The organism is Legionella nigrisilvae (assembly GCF_977063395.2).
The window spans coordinates 410,457-432,808 of sequence record NZ_CDRUGZ020000038.1 but is presented as its reverse complement, the minus strand read 5'-3'; the positions used below and the strand labels follow the sequence as shown (position 1 = coordinate 432,808).

Below are 22,352 nucleotides of genomic sequence, written 5' to 3'. Positions count from 1 at the left end.
TTGTTGCTCCTGTGAGATATACTATAAAGATATGAAAGATTTATTTAAACTATATGCCGATTATAAGCCTGCTGGCGACCAGCCGACAGCCATTGCCTCATTAATTGACGGCTTGAAATCAGGGTTATCCAAACAAACCCTTTTAGGGGTTACTGGCTCAGGCAAGACTTTTACTATAGCACATGTTATCCAAGCCATGCGCCGGCCTGCCTTAATTATGGCTCCAAACAAAACGCTTGCTGCTCAGCTGTATGGCGAATTTAAAACCTATTTCCCCGATAATGCGGTAGAATATTTTGTTTCCTACTATGATTATTATCAGCCGGAAGCTTATGTGCCTGCTTCGGATACCTTCATTGAAAAAGATTCATCCATCAATGAGCACATAGAACAGATGCGTTTGTCTGCAACCAAAGCCTTAATTGAACGTAAAGATGCGATTATCGTCGCAACAGTTTCCGCAATTTATGGTTTGGGCGATCCTGACTCCTATTTGCGTATGGTATTACATCTTTCCCGCGGAGAACAATCCGATCAGCGTAAAATTTTAAGACGACTTGCTGAAATGCAATACACACGCAGTAGCTTGTCACTAGAGCGGGGACAATTTCGAGTACATGGGGACATTATTGATGTTTTCCCAGCTGATTCAGAGCGCGAAGCCGTACGTATTGAGCTATTTGATGATGAAGTGGAACATATTTCCCAGTTTGATCCGCTTACTGGCGAAATTTTGCGACGACTACCTCGAATTACCGTTTTTCCTAAAACCCATTACGTGACTCCTCGGGAGCGTATTTTACAAACAGTAGATTGGGTTAAGGAAGAGTTGCAGGAGCGCTTAGCAGAATTTAAAGCACAAAACAAATTAGTGGAAGCTCAGCGTTTGGAACAACGTACTTATTTTGATATCGAAATGATGTTGGAATTGGGTTATTGCTCTGGTATTGAAAACTATTCTCGTTATTTATCTGGACGTGAAGCGGGTGAACCCCCGCCAACCTTGTTTGACTACTTGCCTCAAGAGGCCCTACTGATTATCGATGAATCCCATGTCACTATTCCACAAATTGGGGGTATGTATCGAGGTGATCGTTCCCGTAAGGAAACCTTGGTCCAGTATGGTTTTAGACTTCCCTCAGCACTGGATAATCGACCATTACGATTCGAAGAATTTGAAGGACGCTCCCCACAAACTATCTACATCTCTGCAACTCCTGGCCCTTATGAACAAGAGCATTCAGATAATGTTGCTGAGCAGGTGGTGAGGCCTACAGGGCTTATCGATCCGGAAGTTGAGATTCGGCCAGTACGTACCCAGGTTGATGATTTAATGTCGGAAATTCGGCTAGTGATTCAACAAAATGCACGAGTTTTAGTAACCACTTTAACCAAAAGAATGGCTGAAGATTTAACCGATTACCTGAATGAACATGGTATTAAAGTGCGTTATTTGCATTCGGATATCGATACGGTTGAACGCGTGGAAATTATTCGTGATTTGCGGCTTGGCGTTTTTGATGTGTTGGTGGGGATTAATTTATTACGCGAAGGTTTGGATATGCCCGAAGTCGCTCTAGTTGCTATTCTTGATGCAGATAAAGAGGGCTTTTTACGTTCTGATCGCTCTTTGATCCAAACTATAGGGCGCGCAGCACGTAACATGCATGGGCGAGCTATTCTTTATGCGGATAAGATGACTGGATCCATGCAAAGGGCTTTGGAAGAAACCAGCCGCAGACGGGAAAAGCAAAAAGCATTTAATGAAGAACATGGAATTATTCCCAAAGGAATTAATAAGTCCATTACCGATATTATGGAAGGCGCATATCAAGGAAAACGCAACGTTACCATTGCAGAACCAAGCCCAGACTATTTACATTGGTCAACCCAAGAGCTCGTGAAACACATCAATACTTTGGAAAAACAAATGTATATGCATGCAAAAAATATGGAGTTTGAGGCGGCAGCCAAAGTCAGAGACGAATATCTTTTATTAAAAGAGCAATTAATGAAGGGATAGCCCGACAGACATGGATTATGAACCCTGGGGTTCAAGTGGGTAGCGGATGAGGCGGTTCAGGCTTCCCACTCCAGGGTGGGCTTGCACAACGCCGACTTCAGGATGCTTCCCATGCTGTTAGCATTGGTTCTAAAATCTCTCGCTATCGGGTTAAGTTGATTATATCATGGCCATCTGGATTAAAGTCAATAATAGCGCGATTGGGATCCTGCTGAATATTTACTCTTCACAAGTGGAAATGTAACTAATACCTGTGAAAAAAAAGATCTTCCCCATTGGAGATGAAGGATTTTAAAGCGGAATTAAAACAACTGCGTGAGGAAAACCAACTCAAAAAACAAGAAGAACCCCAAAATGAAATGCATTCTCGACCTGTAATTTAGAGCAGATAGTAAGCTATGAACCTCAAGTATTACGCCATTTGATCGCCTACAACTTTTCATTTAACATGTTCGCCAAACGAGATTATCCCAATTCGGATTGAATTAATTCAAACGAGGTAATTATGGCAGCAACTGCATCAAATATGCTTCCATTAGGAAGTAAGGCACCTGATTTTACTTTAATTGATACACGAAACGATCAATGGGTATCGCTTGCCCAAATTAAATCACCTATCGCGACAGTGATTATGTTTTTGTGCAATCATTGTCCCTATGTCAAACATATCCAGACTAAAATAGTGGAGTTGGCAGAAAAATATCAAAGAGATGGAGTGCAATTTATCGCGATCAGTTCTAATGATGCAGAGGCATATCCTGCAGATGGTCCCGAAAAAATGAAAATTGAAGCACACCAATTTAAGTACCCCTTCCCTTATTTATATGATGAATCGCAAGAGGTAGCCAAAGCCTATCACGCTGCATGTACACCCGATTTTTATATTTTTGACAAGGATTTGCTATGTGTATATCGCGGCTGTTTGGATGAATCCACGCCAGGGAATAATAAACCTGTAACTGGTGCTCATTTACAAAATGCACTGGACAATATTCTTGCAGGTAAACCTGTCAGTTCGGAACAAAAACCAAGTCTGGGATGCAATATTAAGTGGAAATAACCCAGAAGAAAGGTCAGCACAGCGAAACCGGGATTTAAAATACATAACCGGTTTTGCCGAGGCTGTACTTAGGACTTTATGTTTATTAATTAAAATTTGTCGGGATCGGCCTTGTCCCAATGGATTTTATAGCTTTCAGGGATGTCGGGCCCTAGGAGTTGCCCCGGTGTAAGATACTCATAAATCTCATTAAACGATTTAACCTCTTGTACGTTGACTCGTCTCATGATGTGGCTGGGTTTCAAATCGCTGGGATTGTCTAAACCGATAGAACCCACCATTTCCAAAAAGCTCTTCATGGTGTTTTTATGATAATTGGCAACATAATATTTTTTCTGATCGACCACTAAACCATATTGTAACCGTTTGTTCTGGGTTGCAACCCCTGTGGGGCACGTATTGGCGTTGCATTGTTTGGTTTGCAAACAACCGGCAGCCATCATCATAGCGCGTGCGGCATTACACATATCGGCACCCATTGCAATATTGGTTAATAAATCAAAACCATTGGCAACTTTACCGCTGCAGATGATGCGTATTTTATCTCGTACATTAATCCCCACTAATGCATTATGCACAAACACCAAACCTGCTTCTAAAGGGGTACCGATAAAATTAACATATTCTACTGGTGCCGCACCTGTTCCTCCTTCAGCGCCATCTACCGTAATAAAATCAGGCAGGATATTGGTTTTGAGCATGGCCTTACAAATAGCAAGAAACTCATCTCTACGTCCTAGACATAATTTAAAACCAATGGGTTTGCCGTGAGAGAGGTCACGCAATTTTTTTACGAAAAGGAGTAATCCAACAGGAGTGGTAAATGTAGAATGGGCCATGGGCGAGATAACATCTTTTCCCATCGAGACTTTTCTTACTTTAGCTATCTCTTCAGTTAATTTGGCAGCAGGTAAAATACCTCCATGGGAAGGCTTGGCTCCTTGAGACAGTTTAATTTCAATCATTTTTACTTCTTTACGATTGGCTTCGACAGCAAATTCATTCTCATCAAAATTTCCTTGAGCGTCCCGACAACCAAAGTAAGCGGTCCCAAATTGAAATATTAAATCGCCGCCTTGTAAATGGTAGGTGCTTAACCCTCCTTCACCTGTGGCTTGAGCAAACCCCCCAAGCAAGGCCCCTTTGTTCATGGCCATGATCGCCTTACCCGAAAGCGCACCAAAACTCATGCTTGAGATATTAAATCGGGAGGCATTGTAGGGTTGAAGACAATCTGGCCCTCCCACCATTATTCTTGGTTCAACTTCCGAGTGGTGTTTGGGTGCTAAAGAGTGAAGCGCCCAAGTATATCCGACGCTTAAAATATCGCGTTCTGTACCAAAAGGTACTGTATCACGTGTATTTTTTGCACGCTCATAAATAAGTGAACGTGTTTCACGATTATATGGAAGTTCACTTTCATCCGTGGCAATAAAATACTGTTGGATTTCTGGACGAAGAAACTCAAAGAAATAACGAACATGACCTAATACAGGAAAATTGCGCAGAATCGTGTGTTCTTTTTGGACCAGGTCATAGATCCAAATGACAATAATGGGAATAAGAAAAGCGATAAACCATTTAATGCTATGGAACATAGCAAAAAGAGCAAATGTAATTAATAAAGCTACCCCAAATCCTACATACCATTGGCGTCTCATCTCAAATCCTTTTAATCGAATTGGTTCGCTTTCTCTTATTAAAAAAGCCTAAATTTGTCTCCCCGCCCAAGGCGAGGAGGCGAAAATTTACAATAAAACTAATCTAATTCTGAAAGGCGTTCCACCATTTCACCGCCTACCATTTTATTAATTTTATTTTCAAGCGAGTTAATAAATTGGGTTACTTGATGCTGTTGGTGTGCTTGTTTATTTTTGCATAATATCAATTCATGACTGATATCAAGAGCAGCAAGTAATAGGATTTGGAACTCATCCAGCTGTTTCGCTTTCTTTTTATTAATCCCTATTTGATTATTTAATTTCTGCACGGCGAGCAATAAATTGGGTTCTTCGCCTTCAGGACATTTAATTTCATAAGTTTTATTTAACAATTTAACAGTACACGATTTCATTTGCGTCATGATATAAGACCTTTGCAATTCCATAGAGAGCCTAGGTGAATAGTAACAATTTTGCTCGTAAGCAGCAATTAGTAGGGTGAACGCTTCCGTTAAATCGGTTATCATTGGATATTTTTTATAAATGAGTTGAATATGTCCCAAGAAAGATCACATTTGCATTTGCCGGATTATGATGAATTTTCTGCAACGATTTCTGTTTTGATGTTGCACATATCTTCCAGTTTATTACATGGAATGATGTGTGGCTATCTTTGTGCGGGTGCTGACGGTCAGGGTGAAGCTTACTTGCGTGCTTTATTAAACAATAAAAAAGATGATGCCAGTCGTAATGCAGTTTTAGCTATGTTTTCGGTTTTTTCTATCAGCCAGCAACAAATTAATACGATGGATTTTGAATTTGAAATGTTGCTCCCTGATGATGAAGAATCCTTGTTAGTCCGAGCGCAAGCTTTTAGTGAATGGTGCGAAGGGTTTACTCAGGCTCTAACTTTGGCGGGTATTACTGCTAACCAATTCCATGAAGATGAAGCACAAGATGCATTTCAACATCTTATTGAATTTGCCGAGCTTGACTGTGATACCTTAGATGTAGACGAAGAAGATGAACGTGCATTAATGGAAGTCAGTGAATATGCACGAATGGCAGTGCTCCGGTTACACAGTGATTTAGTAATGAATGAAAAAGAACGTGGCGGGCATACTGGAATGACCCATTAATAAGGATGTTAATATGATTTCTCAACAAGAATATCAAACAAGAAGAAAGCAACTCGCAAAGAACTTACCTGAAGGCAGTATCGCTATTATTCCGGCGGCTCAGGAAGTGGTACGTAATGGGGACGCACATTATCGTTTTCGTCAGGATAGCAATTTTTATTATTTAACTGGATTTAATGAGCCTGATGCATTGTTGGTTTTGACTAATGGCGCAGATACGCAGAGTATTTTATTTAGCCGTCCTCGCAATCCTGCTGAAGAGCAATGGACGGGAAAACGGTTAGGACAAGAGGGAGCTCTATCGGAATTAGGCATGCATACTGCTTTTCCAATAGATCGTGTTGGGGAAGAGTTACCGAGACTATTAAGTGGTAAATCAGCTGTTTATTATGCTCTAGCGCGAAATCCAGAGATGGAAAAAACCATCATGCAGTCTTTGGTGACTCTTAAAGGCCAAGTACGACGAGGAGTGAAAGTACCGGATTATTTATGTGATTTGGAGCCAATATTAGGTGAAATGCGTTTATTTAAAAGCGATGCAGAACTGGATTTAATGCGCCGAGCAGCCACTATTTCTGTTAAAGCGCATGAACATGCAATGCGTCGTTGCAAACATTTGGAGCATGAGTATCAGTTGGAGGCAGAACTGATTTATGAATTCAGTCGTCATGGGTGTCGAAGTGTCGCATATGATCCCATTGTAGGGGGTGGTGCAAATGCCTGTGTTCTGCATTACACCGACAACAATAAATCCCTGCACCGAGGCAGTTTGGTACTAATTGATGCGGGGGGTGAATTTGAAAATTATGCTGCGGATATCACAAGAACTTTTCCAATCAATGGCAAATTCAGCTCAGAACAAAAAAGTATTTATGAACTGGTGCTTAAAGCACAAAAAGCAGGGATTGCAGCGATTAAACCTGGACTTCCCTGGAATTCGGTACAACAAATAATGGTACGAATTTTAACGGAAGGTCTTTGTGAGTTGGGGATTTTGCACGGCGATGTGGATGAATTAGTTGCTAAAGAAGCATATAAACCTTTTTACATGCATAACTCAGGACATTGGTTGGGTTTAGATGTTCATGATTGTGGTCTTTATAAAATTAATGGCGAGTGGCGTCCTTTAGAGCCAGGAATGGTTCTAACTGTTGAGCCAGGTTTGTATATTAGTGCGCAGACTCCAGGGGTAGATAAACGTTGGTGGGATATTGGAGTGCGTATCGAGGATGATGTAATTGTAACGAAAACAGGTCATGAAGTATTAACTGCTGCATTGCCTGTAGAGGTAGATGATATTGAGGCGTTAATGCGTGATTAAAGAAATTGATATACTGGTCATTGGCGGAGGTTTGACGGGAGCTACCTTAATGCTTGCTTTGCAAGGATTAGGCTATAATACCTTGTTGGTAGAAGCTAAACCGTTTAGTGACAAAATAAATCCTGATTTTGATGCTCGATCGTTGGCTTTATCTCCTGCGAGTCGACACATTTTAACCGTGCTTGGCGTTTGGGATCTTCTCGAGGATCATGCAACTCCTATAAATACGATTCATGTTTCCGAGCAACACCATTTTGGGATATCTCGCCTGCAAGGAGAGCCTGGTGCCCCGTTAGGCTATGTTGCGGAAATGCAGCATATCAATCAGGCCTTGCATCAATTATTACCTCACGACCGGATTATTGCACCAGCAAGTCTTAAGTCCTTGGATTATAAAAAACACGCGGCAACAATTCTTACTGATTCAGGAGAAATGAATGTTGTTGCACGTTTAATTGTTGCGGCAGATGGTGCGCAATCTTTAGCCCGCCGATTTTGTTCCTTACCTGCTAAGACCAAACTTTATGGTCAACAGGCAATTGTAGCGAACGTGGGCTTACTGAAGCCCCATAATTATCATGCTTATGAGCGTTTTACTCTACATGGACCATTGGCACTTTTACCCATGCAAGAAAATCGAATGTCATTAGTTTGGGCGGTTCCTCCTAAGGAAGCAGAACGCTTATTGTCTTTATCAGAAGTTGCTTTTTTAAAAGAATTACAACGTGCTTTTGGTTATCGCTTAGGTCGTTTTGCCAAAGTGGGTAAGCGCTTTTCTTATCCCTTACAACAAGTTTTAATGCCTATACAAGCCAAATGGCCTGTAGTTTTTGTAGGTAATGCAGCGCATACTTTGCATCCCGTAGCGGGACAAGGGTTTAATTTAGGGCTTAGGGATGTGGCCACTTTAGCGCAATGCATTGTTGATCAAGGACTTAGTGCGGAAATGCTGCAAACTTATATGCAATTAAGAGCTCATGATCAAAAAGCGATTACTCGTTTAACAGATGGTTTAATTCAGGTATTTACCAGTCGTTTCCCAGGATTTGGAGTGGCACGGGGATTAGGATTGCTTGCCCTGGATAACCTTCCTGTATTGAAGAATCTTTTAGCACGATATGCACAAGGGTTCGGGGGAGTGGTTCCGGATTTGGTGTGTGAAATCGCATTACCCAAGCGCTAAATAGTTTATGAAGGAAAAAAAATGAGTCTGCAATTTAATGTATTAGTAATTGGCGGTGGCATTGTGGGTTTAACTGCTGCCCTAGCCATGGCTCAGCGTGGTAATTCCGTAGCCGTTATTGATGCAGGCTCATTAAAAGTGGATTGTTCAGAACCCGATCCGCGTGTTTATGCAATTAATTTTGCATCACAAACATTGCTACAACAATTAAATGTCTGGCAACACTTGGATAAGACACGCCGTTCTCCCTACAGTTGCATGTATGTCTGGGATGCTGAAAGTAAGGCTCATATTGATTTCGACTCCCGCTATATAGGAAAACCGAATCTAGGGAATATTATTGAAGAATCTGTGTTGAAACACGCTTTATTACAGCAAATCTCCAACCAAACCTCGATTCATTTATTTCCTGATAGCCATGTTGAGGAGGTATTTAGTGGGACAGATGGAGTAAAAGTGTGCAGCTCTGAGCAAACTTGGGAAGGGCAATTGCTAATGATTGCAGATGGAGCTAATTCCCCCGTTCGGCAAAAACTGCAGGTACCATTGAACAGCTGGTCTTATGAACAACATGCTCTAGTAGCCACTGTGTCGGTAGAGAAACCCCACCAACGCACCGCATACCAAGTATTTCGTGCTGATGGACCTTTGGCATTTTTGCCACTTGCTGATGCACATCAATGTTCTATTGTTTGGTCCACTGATCCAGAACAGGTAAAAAAACTGATGAGTCTTCCCGAACAGGAGTTTAATGAGAGATTAACCCATGCGTTTGCTAAAAAATTAGGTCAGGTTGAAGTACTAAGCAGACGTCACCAATTCCCTTTACAGATGCGCCATGTCAAACAGTATGCAGGAGACCGTTGGTTGCTTCTTGGTGACGCCGCACATACCATCCATCCTTTGGCTGGTTTGGGTTTAAATGTTGGACTGGCTGACGTACGCTCCTGGATAGAGTGTTTGGATAGGGTACAAGATAAGTTATGCTCTAAAAAGGCCTTAGGTGCTTATCAACGTGAACGCAAGAATGCGGTATGGCAAATTATTTTGATGATGGAAGGTTTCAAACGATTATTTAGTAATTCCTTTATACCGCTTGTTACATTACGGGGTTTAGGATTAAGTTTTTGTAATCGCTTTATGTCTATAAAACGCTTATTTATTCAACATGCACAAGGTGTGCGGCAATAGGTATTTCTCTCCTCTTCTATAAGTAGCTATATATCCCTCTATTGAATTAATTTTTGCTTATCGCATGGAGTCCACCTGTTGGGCGATGCGCTTAATATTTGTTTAATATTTCCTCTGTATAATTTCAACTATGATGTAATTTTGTTGAGGTGTTGTATGTGGGCAAAATATTCTCCTAAGAAATTTTTTAATGTTAGCGACCCAGTAGTGGGTCATAAAATAGTAGGGCTCCAGCGCTCCACTTTATTGTTACGCGTGGATGGGCGAAGTCTTGAGAAATTGTTTCAACAAAATGGTTTAGTGCCGCGGGTTCCAAATTATGCATTGCAAACAATCCGTTTTTCTGATGTAGAACGTTACCAAAAATTTAATGAAGGTCCCTTTGCTTGGGGGGCATGTTCTTCGCTAAAGGATTTAATTCGCTTCATGGAGAAAAACTCATCGCATACGGAAAATGCTTGGATACATAAGTTTTATGGCAAGGCTACCTCTCTCTCAATATTGAAATTGGAAACTGGAATTGAAAGTGAAGGACATGATGATGAAAAAGAGCAGCTGGTGGTAGAACATGTTCCATTTGAACAATTTATTGCTTCGACATGTCCTAAATTCCGAGAAAAATTCTTGAGTGGTGGTTTGGTACCTAATGCCATGTTTGAGTATAACAGCTCTCTACCAAAATCAATGCGAGCAAGTGATTTACTTAACGAAGGAACCGTTCTGACCTGGCTAATGATCAATAACTGTGAAGAAACGTTTACTACGATCTGCCAAAACACTTATGGCTCCTTAAGTAAAGAAGCTTTAGAGCGACGCTTTGACGGAGATAAAAAAATAGTGGACGCAATTATTAGTGCTGTGGGTTCTCCTTTACAAATGCATCTGTAACTTGCTGGGTCCTATTTCACCAAGTTCAGCCTCGAAGTTACTGCTGATTTTGACCGGAATATGATGGTCAGAATCAAGCAGGGGGCGATTTACCAGGGGTATTTGATCGAAACGCAATGATGAATTTAAACCGATCATTGCCTCCACACTACCCATTGCCCATTCATTGCCGGCATAGGAAAATGCATCAGAAGGATTGATTGCGCAAGCATAATAGTTTTCAGTCTCTTCTTCAGTAAACTCCAGAACATCACGGTTTTCTCGATATACTTCAACATGTTCGAAGGGCTCTTTCATAATCGAGTCAAATTGTTCTTGAAATGATTCGCCGAATGTAGGGAATTCAATTTTTGCTATCCAAGGATAGGAGTTTTCCTGTAATAATTTTTGAAATGCACGAAGGAAACGAGGATAAAGGAGATATTGGATATCATATTCTCCATTCACCTTAGCAAAAAAACCCATTCCTACGGCGGTAGCTTTTAATAAAGCGGGTTTTCCTGATGACTTAGCTGCTTCATTTACTGAAGCTAATAACATTGAAATATCTTCCAATTGATGACGGTAATAAGCTTCTGCTAAAAAAATAACCGCATTTTTTTTATAAAAGGAAGAATAGAACTTGTCGGGTGTTGAACGAGATAGAAATGGAAAACCAGTGCGAATACGGGTAATAAAACCATCTGAATCATACGACCCCAGTGATGATTGGGCTTCTTTAAAATTAGTCGGTAAGTTTTCGAATAAATGAGCAAACTTCGGATGTTCAATTTTGGGATTCACAGGATCCAGCATGAACAGTGAATAATGTAGATAATGATTTTCAAAACTAGCTCCCGCGAGAGAAAAGATTCCTATCTCATAGGGATCTTTCTTAAGGGTTCTGGGGTTCGATGTAGGATACCCCCCCACAGCAACAACGGTACTATTGGAAAAAATAATTTTTTTGGCAGCCGTTAAGCGTTCAGTGGGTGAAAGTAGCTCGGGATGATTTAAGGGAACTTGCTCAAAGTAATTGGGAGATTGTGGGAAGGGAGTGCCATTTTGAAATATCCCCTCTCGATCTCCGGCGACGTTAACTGCAGGTATTTTGCATAAAGCCCTTGCTAAGGAAAAAGGAACCCCTGAATCATTACTTGTAAAATAATGTGGGTTATAAAATACTTTTGCGGTGCTTTGTGTTTTTTCTCGAGCGGCTATGGGAATCAGATCGTTTAAACCACTAATTTTAAATCGTTCATTTAGCCATTCCATTGGAGGTCTGGGACCACTCGGAGGTTTGGGGCGAAAAAAAGTTTTTAAAAACATACGATTCCCTAAAATATGCGCATCTCTTCAACATTATATTATATAAAAGAGACAAATTGAATCAAATTGGTTATTATTTTATATTTCTTCGAGAATTTTTTTTGTAACTTTTTTATGACATAATGAGCAACTTTTCTGTTGCAAGGGATGGTTCGTATTATGTTAAGTCGTATTTTTACTCAAGCTTTCGTTAGAACAGGTGAACAACATCCTGGTTTACCAAGTAGAATCCTTTCAAATGTTCGTGTCGGGCGTATGGCTCCTGAGACAACCAAGGATACGATTGCAAAAGAATTGCAAGCTGAACTACAAGAAAAAGGATTCGCCCAAGTTAGCAAGACGTTAAACCAAGAGAAAATAATTCTAAAAGAGCTGCAAGAGCACCAAAAAGAAAGTTTACAACGTATAAAAGAACTTTGTGTCACCCCCGCCCAAAGACGATCTGCTGAGGGATATAATATTAACGGGCTGTTCTGGCATCAAAAACAACAAGAATTGAAACAAATCGACACGAAAGAGGCACTACAAAATAGAGAAGAGACCATTGATTGGCTAAAAACCCGTCAAGATTTATATACGGTGCTTAAAGAAACTCCTAATACAACACCTGAGAGTTTCACAGAAAATTTCTCATTCAACTGGTAACATGAATACTGGCTCGGTGTTTTCTAGACATCTTTCCTCTAGAGGGATTCAAGGGAATACAATCTCGCTTTAAAAATGATGTTTTCCCAAGCTACCACTCAATCCCTCTATTTGTTTAAAAATTAGCTGGACAGGTTAATTTTTTTTATTAAAATTCAACCCCAATCAAACGGGTGAAGAATCACATGAAAAAAACCATTAAATTTTTAGACAACTCAGACAAAACAAAAGCCAGGCAGGAAATGCTAAAAGAGGAACTCATTTTTTTTCCTGATGAGGAGGATTCTCTTTTAGGATTATGTAATTATTTAAAGTATAGTTGTACTCAGCCCGATTTTAACTTTCAACGCACCGAGTATGATAAGGGCGTTATAATTGCTGCAAGTCCAAATCTGGGCCCTAAACAACTCGCAGTCTTTGCGGCTAAATCGTTTAAGCCTGGAGATATAGTTGGAGAAATAAAAGGCACAGACTTATTTGGTATTCGTCCTAATGCAGAGATGGAGCGGATAGTTGAAGAATACCAAGGGGATTCCACTTACGTTTGGAAATTAAATCTAGATGATAGGGAACAATATGCGGTAGTCATCGATTTGTTGAAATCAGGATCAAGTACGCGCTGGGTTAACCATGCAAATAAACCCAATTTAGAAGTAAAAGTAATTTGTAAGCAACGTCAGGATGACAGCGGAAAAGTTCACTTTGATTATCATGCGTATTATGTTGCTGCCAGAAAAATTAATTTTGCTGATGAGTTGACTATTTCTTATGGAGATGAGTATTTTACAGCAGAGCGACCTCAAATTGTGTGTCAACCTCAAAGTTTGGTTAAAATTTTAGAGGATCTCGCTGAAATGCAGCAAGTTGCAATAAGTAAAATAAGTACGCCTAATGAACTAAAAGAATTTTTCACTTTACTAAGATCAGACATGTTAAGTAAACAAGAACAAAAAAAGCAAATGTATTTAGATAAAAATTTAGATCCAAAGATCTATGACTTAAGTACCTTTGAAGATGTGATGCGTTTTCAAAAAGAACAAAAACTCCAGCTGAAACAAACCTCTCCCTATCATTTATTTATAGCTCCTACGATACGAGGAAAGGAAGAAAATCGCTATTCATTATTTAGTGGCCAGAAAATTCCTGCAAAGAAAACTCTATGCCGGCTTGTTGGCCAGAAAATGGATGCGGTCCCGACAAAGAACGAAGAGATGCTTCTATGGGCAGCACAAAATAATATTGATACGAATTATTTAGTACAATCCGGAGAGGGAGGATATCTTTATACTAAAGATAAAGCCTCAGAAGCCTATTGTGTAGAAGGAGCCAAATACCGAAGCGAAATGAATGTTCGATTTGATTTTAGAACTAATTCTTATATAACTACACGTCAAATTCAACCTGGTGAAGAAATTCTGGCTTTTTATGAGGGGTATGATTACGGAGCCTCACCGACCAAGTTGGCTAAAGTATTCGATGATTTTAATGAGTCTCAATATTATTACCAAGCTACTTGGGACAACGATAAAGCCACGATTGAAAACGTAATACCAAAAACTCCTGGCTATAGTTTAGAGGACATTGATGAGACCATTTATTCCCATTCTGGAGAACATGAGAATTTCCAATGGAGTCCAGTATCCAATGAGCACATTTTAACACCAGGCCATGATTTAGAAGATCATGAAAAAATTCTCACCCCAGGTTATAGTTTTGATTCAATAGGGGAGGGCTTTTCTGAAGATTCTAAAGAAAAAGATAAAGAAAGCACCCATGAAAAAAGAAAGGCTTGGAGCCCAACGTTCCAATTTGGGGAAAACCTTTCTAAAAAGAGAAAGAATACAAAAATGGAACGAGAGGAAGAAGATGAATCGCTCTCTGAAACAGAGTTTAGCCTAAATTATTAGCGAATAATGACATTTTAAATGTGGGGTCTCAAGGGTGTTAGGGTAATAAAATACCAAAACCAGGAGATCCTCCGTCATAAACTCCTACCTTCCTAAGACTTAATACTTTATTTTAAGCGAGCAAAGTGTTGACGACTAAACGCTACTTTTTCAGCAACTGATTCTTTGGGATGTTTCTGATAATGGGCTTCAATTATTCGATAGCGTTTTAATCCGCCTTCCCGATTAGCAATTTGGATATTCAAGCCTGGCCTTGCATTTAATTCAAGCATTAACGGGCCGTGTTCTTTATCCAGGACTATATCTACACCGAGATAGCCAAGACCTGTTAATTCATAACAGCTGGAGGCTATTTCCAGTATTTTATTCCAATAGGGTACTTCAATGCCGACGATGGAGTTCAAAGTATCAGGATGATAATCGATGATGTCATTATGATATACGCCACCTAAGGTCTTTCCCGTAGCTAAATCGACTCCAACCCCAATAGCACCTTGGTGTAAATTCGCTTTTCCACCCGACAAGCGAGTCGGGAGGCGCACCATGGCCATAGCGGGATAACCCAATAAACTAATAATACGAATATCAGGAATACCCTCATAACTTACTTCGGCAAATACGGGGTCTACCACTACTCGTTTCTCTATAATTGCATAATCCGAGGAGCCTCCCAGACTATATGCTCCTGAAAGAAGGCAGGATAAATGGTAGCTAAGCTCTTGGGTTGTGGTGAGTTTGCCGTTAATTTGCCGATAACGACCATAAACTTTATCCTTAAAAACTAAAATCCCATCTCCACCAGAACCTCGAGCTGGTTTAACAACAAAGTCATTATAAGGTTCTAAACGTTCCTCTATGGTTTTAATTTGTTGTTCCGTTTCAATGATATCGTATAAAGGTGGGACCGCAATACCTGCTTTTAGAGCCAGTTTTTTAGTTTTTAACTTATCATCAACTAAAGGGAATAGCTTTCTGGGATTGTAGCGCAATACAAAATCTGAATTACGCTGATTAATACTTAGTATTCCGTGGTTTTTTAAACGGCGAAACAGATTAATCATTTTACGTGTCCCGCAAGTGATTTAAAGCGTTTCAACTCAAATAATCGGTATCCTCGATATTGTCCAAACCACAAGATTAACGAGAGCAGAACCAAAACCAGCTCAGGAAAAGCAAAGACAAGATATTGTAATGGTTCATAACTCATCGCCCAATAAGAGATAACTGCTGCAATTAGGCTGCCTACGCCTGACTTGATGGCTTCTGATGCACCTCGTTCATCCCAAGTAATGCACATACGTTCTATAGTCATGGTTAAAATGACCAGAGGGAATAGGGCAACTGAGAGACCTGCATCGAGGCCGAGATTTTGACTGATGATACTAATAAAGATCATAAGCATAATCACGACAGTTAATATTGCCGCGAGTCGTGGTACCAAAAGCAGCCGCAATTGGTCTAAATAAAAACGTGCCAGTAGCCCAAAAGAGACAATAATAACAAAGAGAGAAATTCCCCAGACTACATGTGTTTCTCTAAACGCTAAAGCGATTAGAACGGGCATAAAAGTCCCAAATGTTTTGAGTCCAATAAAGTTTCGTAGAATTAAGATAATAAAAGCACCTATAGGTACGGTTAATAAAATCTTATAGGTAGCTTGAGCATTGACCGGCAATTGTAACAAAGAGAATCGCAAGAGTTGCGAATCGGATTGCAGACCCCGCGATTTAGCAATACTTAAAGCATTGATGGGCGTGGGCGATACAGTTAAACTAAATTGCGGCTTTTTGCCCCCCTCGACGTTAAATACAGGCTCATTACCATATTGCCAAATAAGAAAATCTTTTGGTAAACCGGCTCCCCCGGTTTTAGGATTAATATAAATCCAGTTTTTACCATTGAATACAGCCAAAAATGAACTTAATTCCGCTTTGCTTTTTTGAGATAAATAAATTCCCTTTACGGGGATCGCAGAAATTTTAGACTGATTTAAAATTAAAATGGCGGCATTGATAAGGTGCTCATCACTAAAGTCATTACTTGTTAATAATTTAGCATTCCCATCTTTTTTATTCAGTTCTTTAATGGTGCTCTGAGCAAAGGTTTTAATATCAGCTGAAGATTGTCTTACTTGGCTGATAATGGTTTCCACAGCGGATTTTTGACTTTCTGCCAGGGGTTGTGTTTTGGCCGCAGGAGGGGTCGCTAATGGTGATTCATTGCCCTCAGTTTGGCGAAAAATTGCTCTGTAATACAGCGATTGTGCGCCATGGGCTCGCCGGATTGACCAAACGGTTTCCCGATTATCACCATTTAAGTTAGTGGTTACCCCATAATTTCTTGAGACAAAATACTCATCAAGAATAGCAAAATGGGGTGGCAAATAAGGGATATTAAAACTCGCTTTAATTGGTGTATTCGGGTCCGCAACGAAACGCAAGTTGGATTCAACCATCCAACTGTTTATCGTTTCAGTATCAGTTAACGGCACATCGAGAACAAAGTGTCGGTACAAAAAAATTCCTGCTCCAAGGATAAATAGTGTAATGATCAATCCATAAACATGACGCGTGTTGTTTTTCATTGTTTCTTAAAACTCTGATTTTTTAACGTAAATGTGAGTGCTGGATTAACTGCACCATTAAAAGCAATAATTGCGTCTCTTCCTAAAAGTAAAGGATAGAGGAAGCGTTTGCGGTTTGTTAAATTTACTTTAATTGTTCTGACCTTATCTCCAAGTTGTATATCAAGCAGTACAACGGGCCGTTTGATTGGTGCGTGTGCGATAATCTCGGAACCATGTTCTCCATCCCGAACTTTGATTTTCACTCGGCCTTTGTATTCCGCTTCAAATATGGATTCGCCAGTCTTAGTCGGAACAGTAAAACGTAAATAAGGAACCCCATTTTTGGTTATTTCAGTAATATTGGTCGCATTTAACGATGCTGATTTAGCCCCGGTATCCAATTTAGCTGATAGAGTCAAATTTTTTTGGGGAAACGAAACTTTTTCAACATAACCATAAATTTGTGCTTCATTCGATGCCATAACGGGTCCGGTCATTAGTGCTGCAAAAATAAAGAGAGCAAATATTGATCTCATTGAATCCTCTTACCTGAGTTGTTTTTATATTAGGGCAATATCGTAGCAGGTTTGGCTCCTAAGTCACAACCCGTAAGTGGATTTAATAAATATTTTTTGTATGAACTGAGTGTGATATCATGATCAACTGCCTGAAAATTGTATCTTTTTAAGTCATGATGAAACGATTATTGACATCGAGAGCAATAATCCATATAATCCGCCCATCCTAACTGGTGGCCATTTCTGTGTGTAAGAATGACTATTAAGGGCGAAGAAGATTCACCGTTAAAATCCGAAGACCTTGTTTTCCTCTTGGCGATCGCCGGTCGTATTGACGCGCAAAGTAGACTTCTCGCTCAAAAGCTCGATAAAGATCGTTATGTTTATCATGCTTATGCCGTTATGGATTCTCTAAGCTCTTCTTACAGTATGTTTAAATACTTCTTGGAAGTATTTATTGCTAAGTCTGATCCCGACCTAATGCACAAAATTTTGACCTCTCCCGAAGGAATCGCCGCGGTTGCTGCAGAAGCGATTTTTTTGGTTTCCTTTTCCTTTTTAGCCAGTGTCTATGATAAAGAAGAGAAGGATTCGTTAAAAAAATTAATAGCGTCTGCTTGGCCCTATTTTCGTGATTTGATGAAAGGCTTAAAAAATGCATACAAAGGATGGCGGAGCACAGTTCAGGTATTAAGCCTAATCAGTGGGATGGATCTCAAATACATGGTAATCCCTGTAGGATTGTTTTTAGGTGTATTTGCTGCCGCCAATCGTCTTTGGATACGCAGCATGGTTGAGAAGCGTAAAACGCAAATGGATCAAAATAAAGAGCTTTTATTGAAAATTCAACAACTAAGCTCTTTAACGCCATTAGATCTTAAGACGTACTTATCGAAAATAGAATATCAGGATACCGATACACGCGTTCATGCGTATTTAGCTGTAGCAACGGGTGGATTTTTAGATGGATTATATCTTTATATTGGCGTAGTAAGTCTTTCAGTTCTTTCGCCCCCTCTTCTTCTTGCTCTCTCCAGTATTGGCGCCTTGTACACGCTCTCCTGTGTCATTTCACGAATTTATGAAGAATATGATTTTCAGTTGCGCCTAGAAGTTACCCAAACTCGGTGTAAGTTAGCCTTAACTACTAAAGAATTGGAACTGACCTATGCTAAATTGCTTGAGCTACAGGCAAGGCATAGCCTTAAAAATGAAGATCTAGAAGAAATCAGAAGATTGAAAAGAGAGGTTTGCCGTTTAATTGGGAGTTTTGAAGAAGAGCACCGATTATTACAAGACCAACTGACGTACAGTTATCTGACAGCCGGTTTGTTAGGTATGAAGTATGGTTTATTTGCTTACGGGGTATTGACTAGTATTTTATTTACCGCTTCTTCACTTTCTTTAATCACTGCAGGTAGCTTTCCTCCTGCTTTATTGGCAGTAATTATCGTTTCTGGCTTAATATTAATGATAGGGATGACCGCGTATACCTTGAATGCTCATTATAAGCATATGAAAAGACGCGAACAAGACGACCAAAAAGATCATCCTTACACTAAAATTAGGGAGATGAAGACCCATATTGAAAGCAACGTTGATGCTGATATTTTAGATTCAGAAACGTTTGCTAAATCATTAACCGATGGTCTTAACCTCGATCCTTCCCCACAGACTTTTTTCCAAGAGTGGTTTGAAGTATTTCGCTCTTTTGCTTCCGGTTTATCTAAAGGAAACAATTTCTCAAATTTTGCATTGACCTTTTACCAAGAGGTTGATTCTGAAGGACATTATCACGATACCTCGATAATGGCAGACTTGGCCATTGCAAGTGGAATCCTATTTTCATTAGTTCTAGGTTTTCGAGCTTTAGCTCGTGGATTAGGACGGTCACCTCAAGGCCAGCCTAGTTGTACAAAAATTAAAGAATCGGATGAGGCCGGGGTGCCGATGGATGATATGAAAACCCGGCATCCAAGGGAATCAAGTGAGTGTCCGAAACGCAAAGCCTCTGATTCCCTGCCAAAAACCGCTTCTTCATTTTGGAATTTCTTTTACCATAAAAAAAACCCACCCGCCACACTTCCTCATTCAATGAGCGACACGAGCCTAAATCAGCATTCTACCGAGAGTATAATTGGGGGTTTAGAGTAGGATCATTATACATTTTAAATTGATGATAGACTCTGAACGTACGCTTTTTCGCTTGCACTTGTTCAAGCAATTCTTTGAAGCATTGGGTTAATTGTTCTAATTGTTGATTAATGATCCCTAATTTATGGGCACAATTGTTTCTATGTTCTTCGCTGACATCTTCGCGCTGAGTTTGTAGACCCATGTGATAAGATTTTAATGATAAAATAGAGAGTCTATCAATGATCATGCCGGGTGATTCAGAGTGCACTGGACATACATTGTAATGTGCTGGTTTTAATTGCTGGAAAAGCCATTCATCCATTGCTTCCATACGGTTATTACGCAATTGATTGTAGCGATCAATTTCTCGCTTTGCCTGGTAGACAAATTCATAACCCTGATCATCACGACGGGCTCTATCTTCTGCAAGCCAGAGCTGATAGTTAAATGCATGATTTTCTTCTACTAAGCGATAAAATTCTTGCTGTTGATACACGATACCGGAAGTATTCCATTGGAGGATGGAGTTTTTATGTATATTGATGATTTCTTCGCCATTAATACGCTCTGACATGTTTCAATCCTGCTCTTTGAAAAGGTGTCAGTTTAACCTATACCGCATAACGCTACAAATTAGAGCCGAAGTATTTATTATAAATGGTTTCATAAGTTCCATCGTTTTCCATTTGTAATAAAACTTTGTTGATACCATTAATGAGCGCCCTATTTTTGGGAAGTGCGAGGATTCCATACCCATTTCCAAGCACAATAGGTTTCCCTACAGGCTGAAAGTTAATCACTTTATTGATGGTAAGATACTTAAAGATATTGATGTTCAATATAATTGCATCCACATTATTATTGAGCAATGCGGTAATCATTAAAGAAATTTTTGGATAGGATTTTATATTATCTCTGCTGGTATACAGCGCAAGGGTATCCTCGAGGTCGCTTGCTTCTAGAGTCCCTATTTTTTTGTTTTTAAGATCCTCAATGGTTTTTATATTTGAGGACATTGTTAAAAATTGTCCATCACTTGTCATAAAGGGCAAACTATAAACATAATTTGCGGAGAGGGATTGAGGGATGGGGCTGGGCGGGAACGTAATATCAATATCTCCTGCATTGAGTATAGCCAATTGGTTTTTCATGGTGACTGGTTTGTATTCACAAGTAATATTGAGACGTTTACATATTTCATTCATTAGATCGATGCAAAAACCAAAATAATGATTACTCCCGTCTATTGCAGAAAAAGGAGGTGCGGATTTTGAAACGCCTACTATAACGGTATTGCTATAAGCGAGTGGGGTAATCACTAAAAGTATAAAAAATAGAATATGTCTAACCCGCTTCATGCAGTTGTACCATTCCATCTGGATTATATTTAAATCTAGGTTGCTGAGAATTATTTGTCAACTTTTTATATTTTTAGCTAAGCAGCGATCTAATGCATTGGCAAAGGCAGTTTTTTCTTTTATGCTTAAGGCAGCAGGACCACCCGAATAATGCCCGGTAGCGCGTAATTGCTCGTTCATGTTTCGTAAATTTAAACGCTGTTTGATGTTGTTTTCCGTATATTCCTCTCCACGAGGATTAATTGCCAATCCTTTTTTTGCAATCACATCTGCGGCAAGAGGGATGTCCGCAGTGATAACTAAATCAAACGGTTGTAAATGAGTTGTGATATAATGATCTGCACTATCAAAGCCTTTAACGACTTGAACTGCATCGATAAAAGGTGAAGGAGGATAATTAATAAAGGAATTAGCCACCAAGGTGAGTCGTGTTTTTGTACGGACCGCGGCGCGAAATAAAATCTCTTTAATTATTTTAGGGCACGCATCGGCATCTACCCAGATCTGCATATAATTGAATTGTCAGTCGAATGTTAGAATGATTTTAGCAAGTAAGGCTGACAAGTAATATAGCCTAACTATATAATTTTATCTTTGCACGCTGCCTACATAATCTGAACAATCAGATTGGTCTATTTTTTGGAGAAAGTAATGAGAGTTTTCACTTTTCTTTGTTGTTCCATGTTATCTATGGTTGTTGCTGCTGAATCCACTCTCCCTGTTGGATGTCAGGCGATTGCTGTTCAAGGTGAGTCAGTGACTCTACAAGGTAAAAAAAGCAGTCTGATCTTTATCCATAATCTTACTTCTGCTGATTTATGGATTACCCATCCCGTTACTGAGCCAAGCGCTAGCGCAGGTTGGACAACTCGTTTACAAGGTGGTAATTGGTCTGCATTAGCATTGAACAAGGGTCCATTTCCGATAAATTGCATTGAATCTAAACCTGGCCATGAACAACAAGTGCCCTGTGAAGGTCTCATTGCCGTGTGTAAATGGAAGGGGGTGAAAATCCCTAATAATGGTAAAGAAAGTACGTTTTGGGCAGCAGAAGATATGTCATTATCTGCCTTAACTGCTGCAGTGGGGGCACGAGGTTTTGTGATTCCTATGCCTAAGAACAATAAGTAACAAGAGTTAATTCATTTGCACAATCTCCACGAGATTTTAATTTTGGAGTATGAGTATGTACATAAAGCTGTTTGATACAAAAACTGAAGATAAGCTAGAGAATAAAGAAAGAAAACTCCAGTTTATGCAAAATGTTTATTCTGTATTATCTCGTGACTCCACGATGAGTAGTGAGATGACGCAGCAGATTCTAATTGGTGCATTAATTCAAACAAATCTTTGTGCAAAAGAAGTTCTTGAAGATATAGAAAATAGATATAAATCCAGCAATATTTCTTAAAGAATGCGTTTAGATAGAGGGCTCTTAACTACTTTGG

Annotated in this window: 21 protein-coding genes and 1 other RNA gene; 12 read left to right on the top strand and 10 right to left on the bottom strand. The window is 39.7% G+C overall.

Annotated elements, in window-relative coordinates; all coding sequences use genetic code 11:
* Positions 1 to 31 precede the first annotated feature (31 nt).
* Positions 32 to 2,023 carry an excinuclease ABC subunit UvrB gene (gene uvrB, locus ACWTE2_RS24260; RefSeq protein ID WP_454784768.1) on the top strand — a complete coding sequence of 664 codons (1,992 nt, stop codon included), beginning with the start codon at positions 32 to 34 and terminating at the stop codon, positions 2,021 to 2,023.
* Here uvrB and ssrS read toward each other — a convergent pair.
* Positions 2,018 to 2,178: non-coding RNA, 6S RNA (gene ssrS, locus ACWTE2_RS24255), on the bottom strand. The genes uvrB and ssrS overlap by 6 nt on opposite strands.
* A 350-nt stretch (positions 2,179 to 2,528) precedes the next feature.
* Here ssrS and ACWTE2_RS24250 point away from each other — a divergent pair.
* A complete protein-coding gene (locus ACWTE2_RS24250; protein WP_454784767.1) occupies positions 2,529 to 3,083 on the top strand; it encodes a thioredoxin family protein in 555 nt (184 codons plus the stop codon).
* An 89-nt stretch (positions 3,084 to 3,172) separates the two neighbouring features.
* Here ACWTE2_RS24250 and ACWTE2_RS24245 read toward each other — a convergent pair whose 3' ends face one another.
* Together ACWTE2_RS24245 and ACWTE2_RS24240 are read right to left on the bottom strand one after the other, a co-directional pair.
* Positions 3,173 to 4,744, bottom strand: coding sequence for an FMN-binding glutamate synthase family protein (locus tag ACWTE2_RS24245; RefSeq protein WP_454784766.1), 1,572 nt, complete (start codon positions 4,742 to 4,744; stop codon positions 3,173 to 3,175).
* A gap of 98 nt (positions 4,745 to 4,842) precedes the next feature.
* The gene (locus ACWTE2_RS24240) at positions 4,843 to 5,166 is read right to left on the bottom strand and encodes a cell division protein ZapA (RefSeq protein WP_182392048.1); all 324 of its coding nucleotides are present in this window, start codon (positions 5,164 to 5,166) and stop codon (positions 4,843 to 4,845) included.
* Positions 5,167 to 5,298: 132 nt separating this feature from the next.
* Between ACWTE2_RS24240 and ACWTE2_RS24235 the strand changes: the two genes are divergently transcribed.
* From ACWTE2_RS24235 to ACWTE2_RS24215, 5 genes are all read left to right on the top strand, one after another.
* Positions 5,299 to 5,883, top strand: coding sequence for a UPF0149 family protein (locus ACWTE2_RS24235; protein WP_454784765.1), 585 nt, complete (start codon positions 5,299 to 5,301; stop codon positions 5,881 to 5,883).
* Between the two features lie 13 nt (positions 5,884 to 5,896).
* Entirely contained in the window at positions 5,897 to 7,204 is a 1,308-nt protein-coding gene (pepP, locus tag ACWTE2_RS24230) for a Xaa-Pro aminopeptidase (protein WP_454784764.1), read from the top strand.
* A 49-nt stretch (positions 7,205 to 7,253) separates the two neighbouring features.
* On the top strand, positions 7,254 to 8,387 hold the full coding sequence (locus ACWTE2_RS24225) for an FAD-dependent monooxygenase (RefSeq protein WP_454785021.1): 1,134 nt from the start codon (positions 7,254 to 7,256) through the stop codon (positions 8,385 to 8,387).
* 21 nt (positions 8,388 to 8,408) lie between these two features.
* Positions 8,409 to 9,578, top strand: a complete 1,170-nt coding sequence (locus ACWTE2_RS24220; RefSeq protein ID WP_454784763.1) for a UbiH/UbiF/VisC/COQ6 family ubiquinone biosynthesis hydroxylase — start codon at positions 8,409 to 8,411, stop codon at positions 9,576 to 9,578.
* Positions 9,579 to 9,734: 156 nt separating this feature from the next.
* Positions 9,735 to 10,466 carry a hypothetical protein gene (locus ACWTE2_RS24215; RefSeq protein WP_454784762.1) on the top strand — a complete coding sequence of 244 codons (732 nt, stop codon included), beginning with the start codon at positions 9,735 to 9,737 and terminating at the stop codon, positions 10,464 to 10,466.
* Here the strand turns inward: ACWTE2_RS24215 and ACWTE2_RS24210 are convergent.
* Positions 10,449 to 11,774, bottom strand: a complete 1,326-nt coding sequence (locus ACWTE2_RS24210; protein WP_454784761.1) for a type IV secretion protein Dot — start codon at positions 11,772 to 11,774, stop codon at positions 10,449 to 10,451. The genes ACWTE2_RS24215 and ACWTE2_RS24210 overlap by 18 nt on opposite strands.
* Before the next feature lie 159 nt (positions 11,775 to 11,933).
* Between ACWTE2_RS24210 and ACWTE2_RS24205 the strand changes: the two genes are divergently transcribed.
* Together ACWTE2_RS24205 and ACWTE2_RS24200 are read left to right on the top strand one after the other, a co-directional pair.
* Entirely contained in the window at positions 11,934 to 12,419 is a 486-nt protein-coding gene (locus ACWTE2_RS24205; protein WP_454784760.1) for a hypothetical protein, read from the top strand.
* Between the two features lie 185 nt (positions 12,420 to 12,604).
* Positions 12,605 to 14,326: an SET domain-containing protein-lysine N-methyltransferase gene (locus tag ACWTE2_RS24200; RefSeq protein ID WP_454784759.1), complete on the top strand. Its 1,722-nt coding sequence runs from the start codon at positions 12,605 to 12,607 to the stop codon at positions 14,324 to 14,326.
* Positions 14,327 to 14,433: 107 nt separating this feature from the next.
* On the opposite strand, the gene ACWTE2_RS24195 is transcribed toward ACWTE2_RS24200, so the two are convergent.
* Genes ACWTE2_RS24195 through ACWTE2_RS24185 form a run of 3 tightly spaced genes read right to left on the bottom strand, consistent with a single transcriptional unit; the run spans position 14,434 to position 17,428 of the window.
* Positions 14,434 to 15,387 (bottom strand): alpha-L-glutamate ligase-like protein, encoded by a 954-nt coding sequence (locus ACWTE2_RS24195; protein ID WP_182392039.1) that lies wholly within the window; start codon positions 15,385 to 15,387, stop codon positions 14,434 to 14,436.
* Entirely contained in the window at positions 15,384 to 16,910 is a 1,527-nt protein-coding gene (locus tag ACWTE2_RS24190) for an inactive transglutaminase family protein (protein WP_454784758.1), read from the bottom strand. The genes ACWTE2_RS24195 and ACWTE2_RS24190 overlap by 4 nt, the downstream gene beginning before the upstream one ends.
* Positions 16,907 to 17,428, bottom strand: coding sequence for an ATP-dependent zinc protease family protein (locus tag ACWTE2_RS24185; protein WP_454784757.1), 522 nt, complete (start codon positions 17,426 to 17,428; stop codon positions 16,907 to 16,909). The genes ACWTE2_RS24190 and ACWTE2_RS24185 overlap by 4 nt, the downstream gene beginning before the upstream one ends.
* A gap of 237 nt (positions 17,429 to 17,665) precedes the next feature.
* On the opposite strand from ACWTE2_RS24185, the gene ACWTE2_RS24180 reads away from it, so the two are divergent.
* On the top strand, positions 17,666 to 19,564 hold the full coding sequence (locus ACWTE2_RS24180; RefSeq protein WP_454784756.1) for a hypothetical protein: 1,899 nt from the start codon (positions 17,666 to 17,668) through the stop codon (positions 19,562 to 19,564).
* On the opposite strand, the gene ACWTE2_RS24175 is transcribed toward ACWTE2_RS24180, so the two are convergent.
* The 3 genes from ACWTE2_RS24175 to ACWTE2_RS24165 are packed head-to-tail and all read right to left on the bottom strand — an operon-like array spanning position 19,533 to position 21,414.
* Positions 19,533 to 20,120: a DUF4254 domain-containing protein gene (locus ACWTE2_RS24175; protein WP_454784755.1), complete on the bottom strand. Its 588-nt coding sequence runs from the start codon at positions 20,118 to 20,120 to the stop codon at positions 19,533 to 19,535. The two genes, ACWTE2_RS24180 and ACWTE2_RS24175, sit on opposite strands and share 32 nt — an antisense overlap.
* Before the next feature lie 52 nt (positions 20,121 to 20,172).
* Positions 20,173 to 20,904 (bottom strand): transporter substrate-binding domain-containing protein, encoded by a 732-nt coding sequence (locus ACWTE2_RS24170; RefSeq protein WP_454784754.1) that lies wholly within the window; start codon positions 20,902 to 20,904, stop codon positions 20,173 to 20,175.
* Between the two features lie 57 nt (positions 20,905 to 20,961).
* Positions 20,962 to 21,414, bottom strand: a complete 453-nt coding sequence (locus ACWTE2_RS24165; RefSeq protein ID WP_454784753.1) for a YaiI/YqxD family protein — start codon at positions 21,412 to 21,414, stop codon at positions 20,962 to 20,964.
* A 141-nt stretch (positions 21,415 to 21,555) separates the two neighbouring features.
* On the opposite strand from ACWTE2_RS24165, the gene ACWTE2_RS24160 reads away from it, so the two are divergent.
* On the top strand, positions 21,556 to 22,035 hold the full coding sequence (locus ACWTE2_RS24160) for a hypothetical protein (protein WP_454784752.1): 480 nt from the start codon (positions 21,556 to 21,558) through the stop codon (positions 22,033 to 22,035).
* Between the two features lie 55 nt (positions 22,036 to 22,090).
* Positions 22,091 to 22,315 carry a hypothetical protein gene (locus ACWTE2_RS24155; RefSeq protein WP_454784751.1) on the top strand — a complete coding sequence of 75 codons (225 nt, stop codon included), beginning with the start codon at positions 22,091 to 22,093 and terminating at the stop codon, positions 22,313 to 22,315.
* Positions 22,316 to 22,352: the final 37 nt, after the last annotated feature.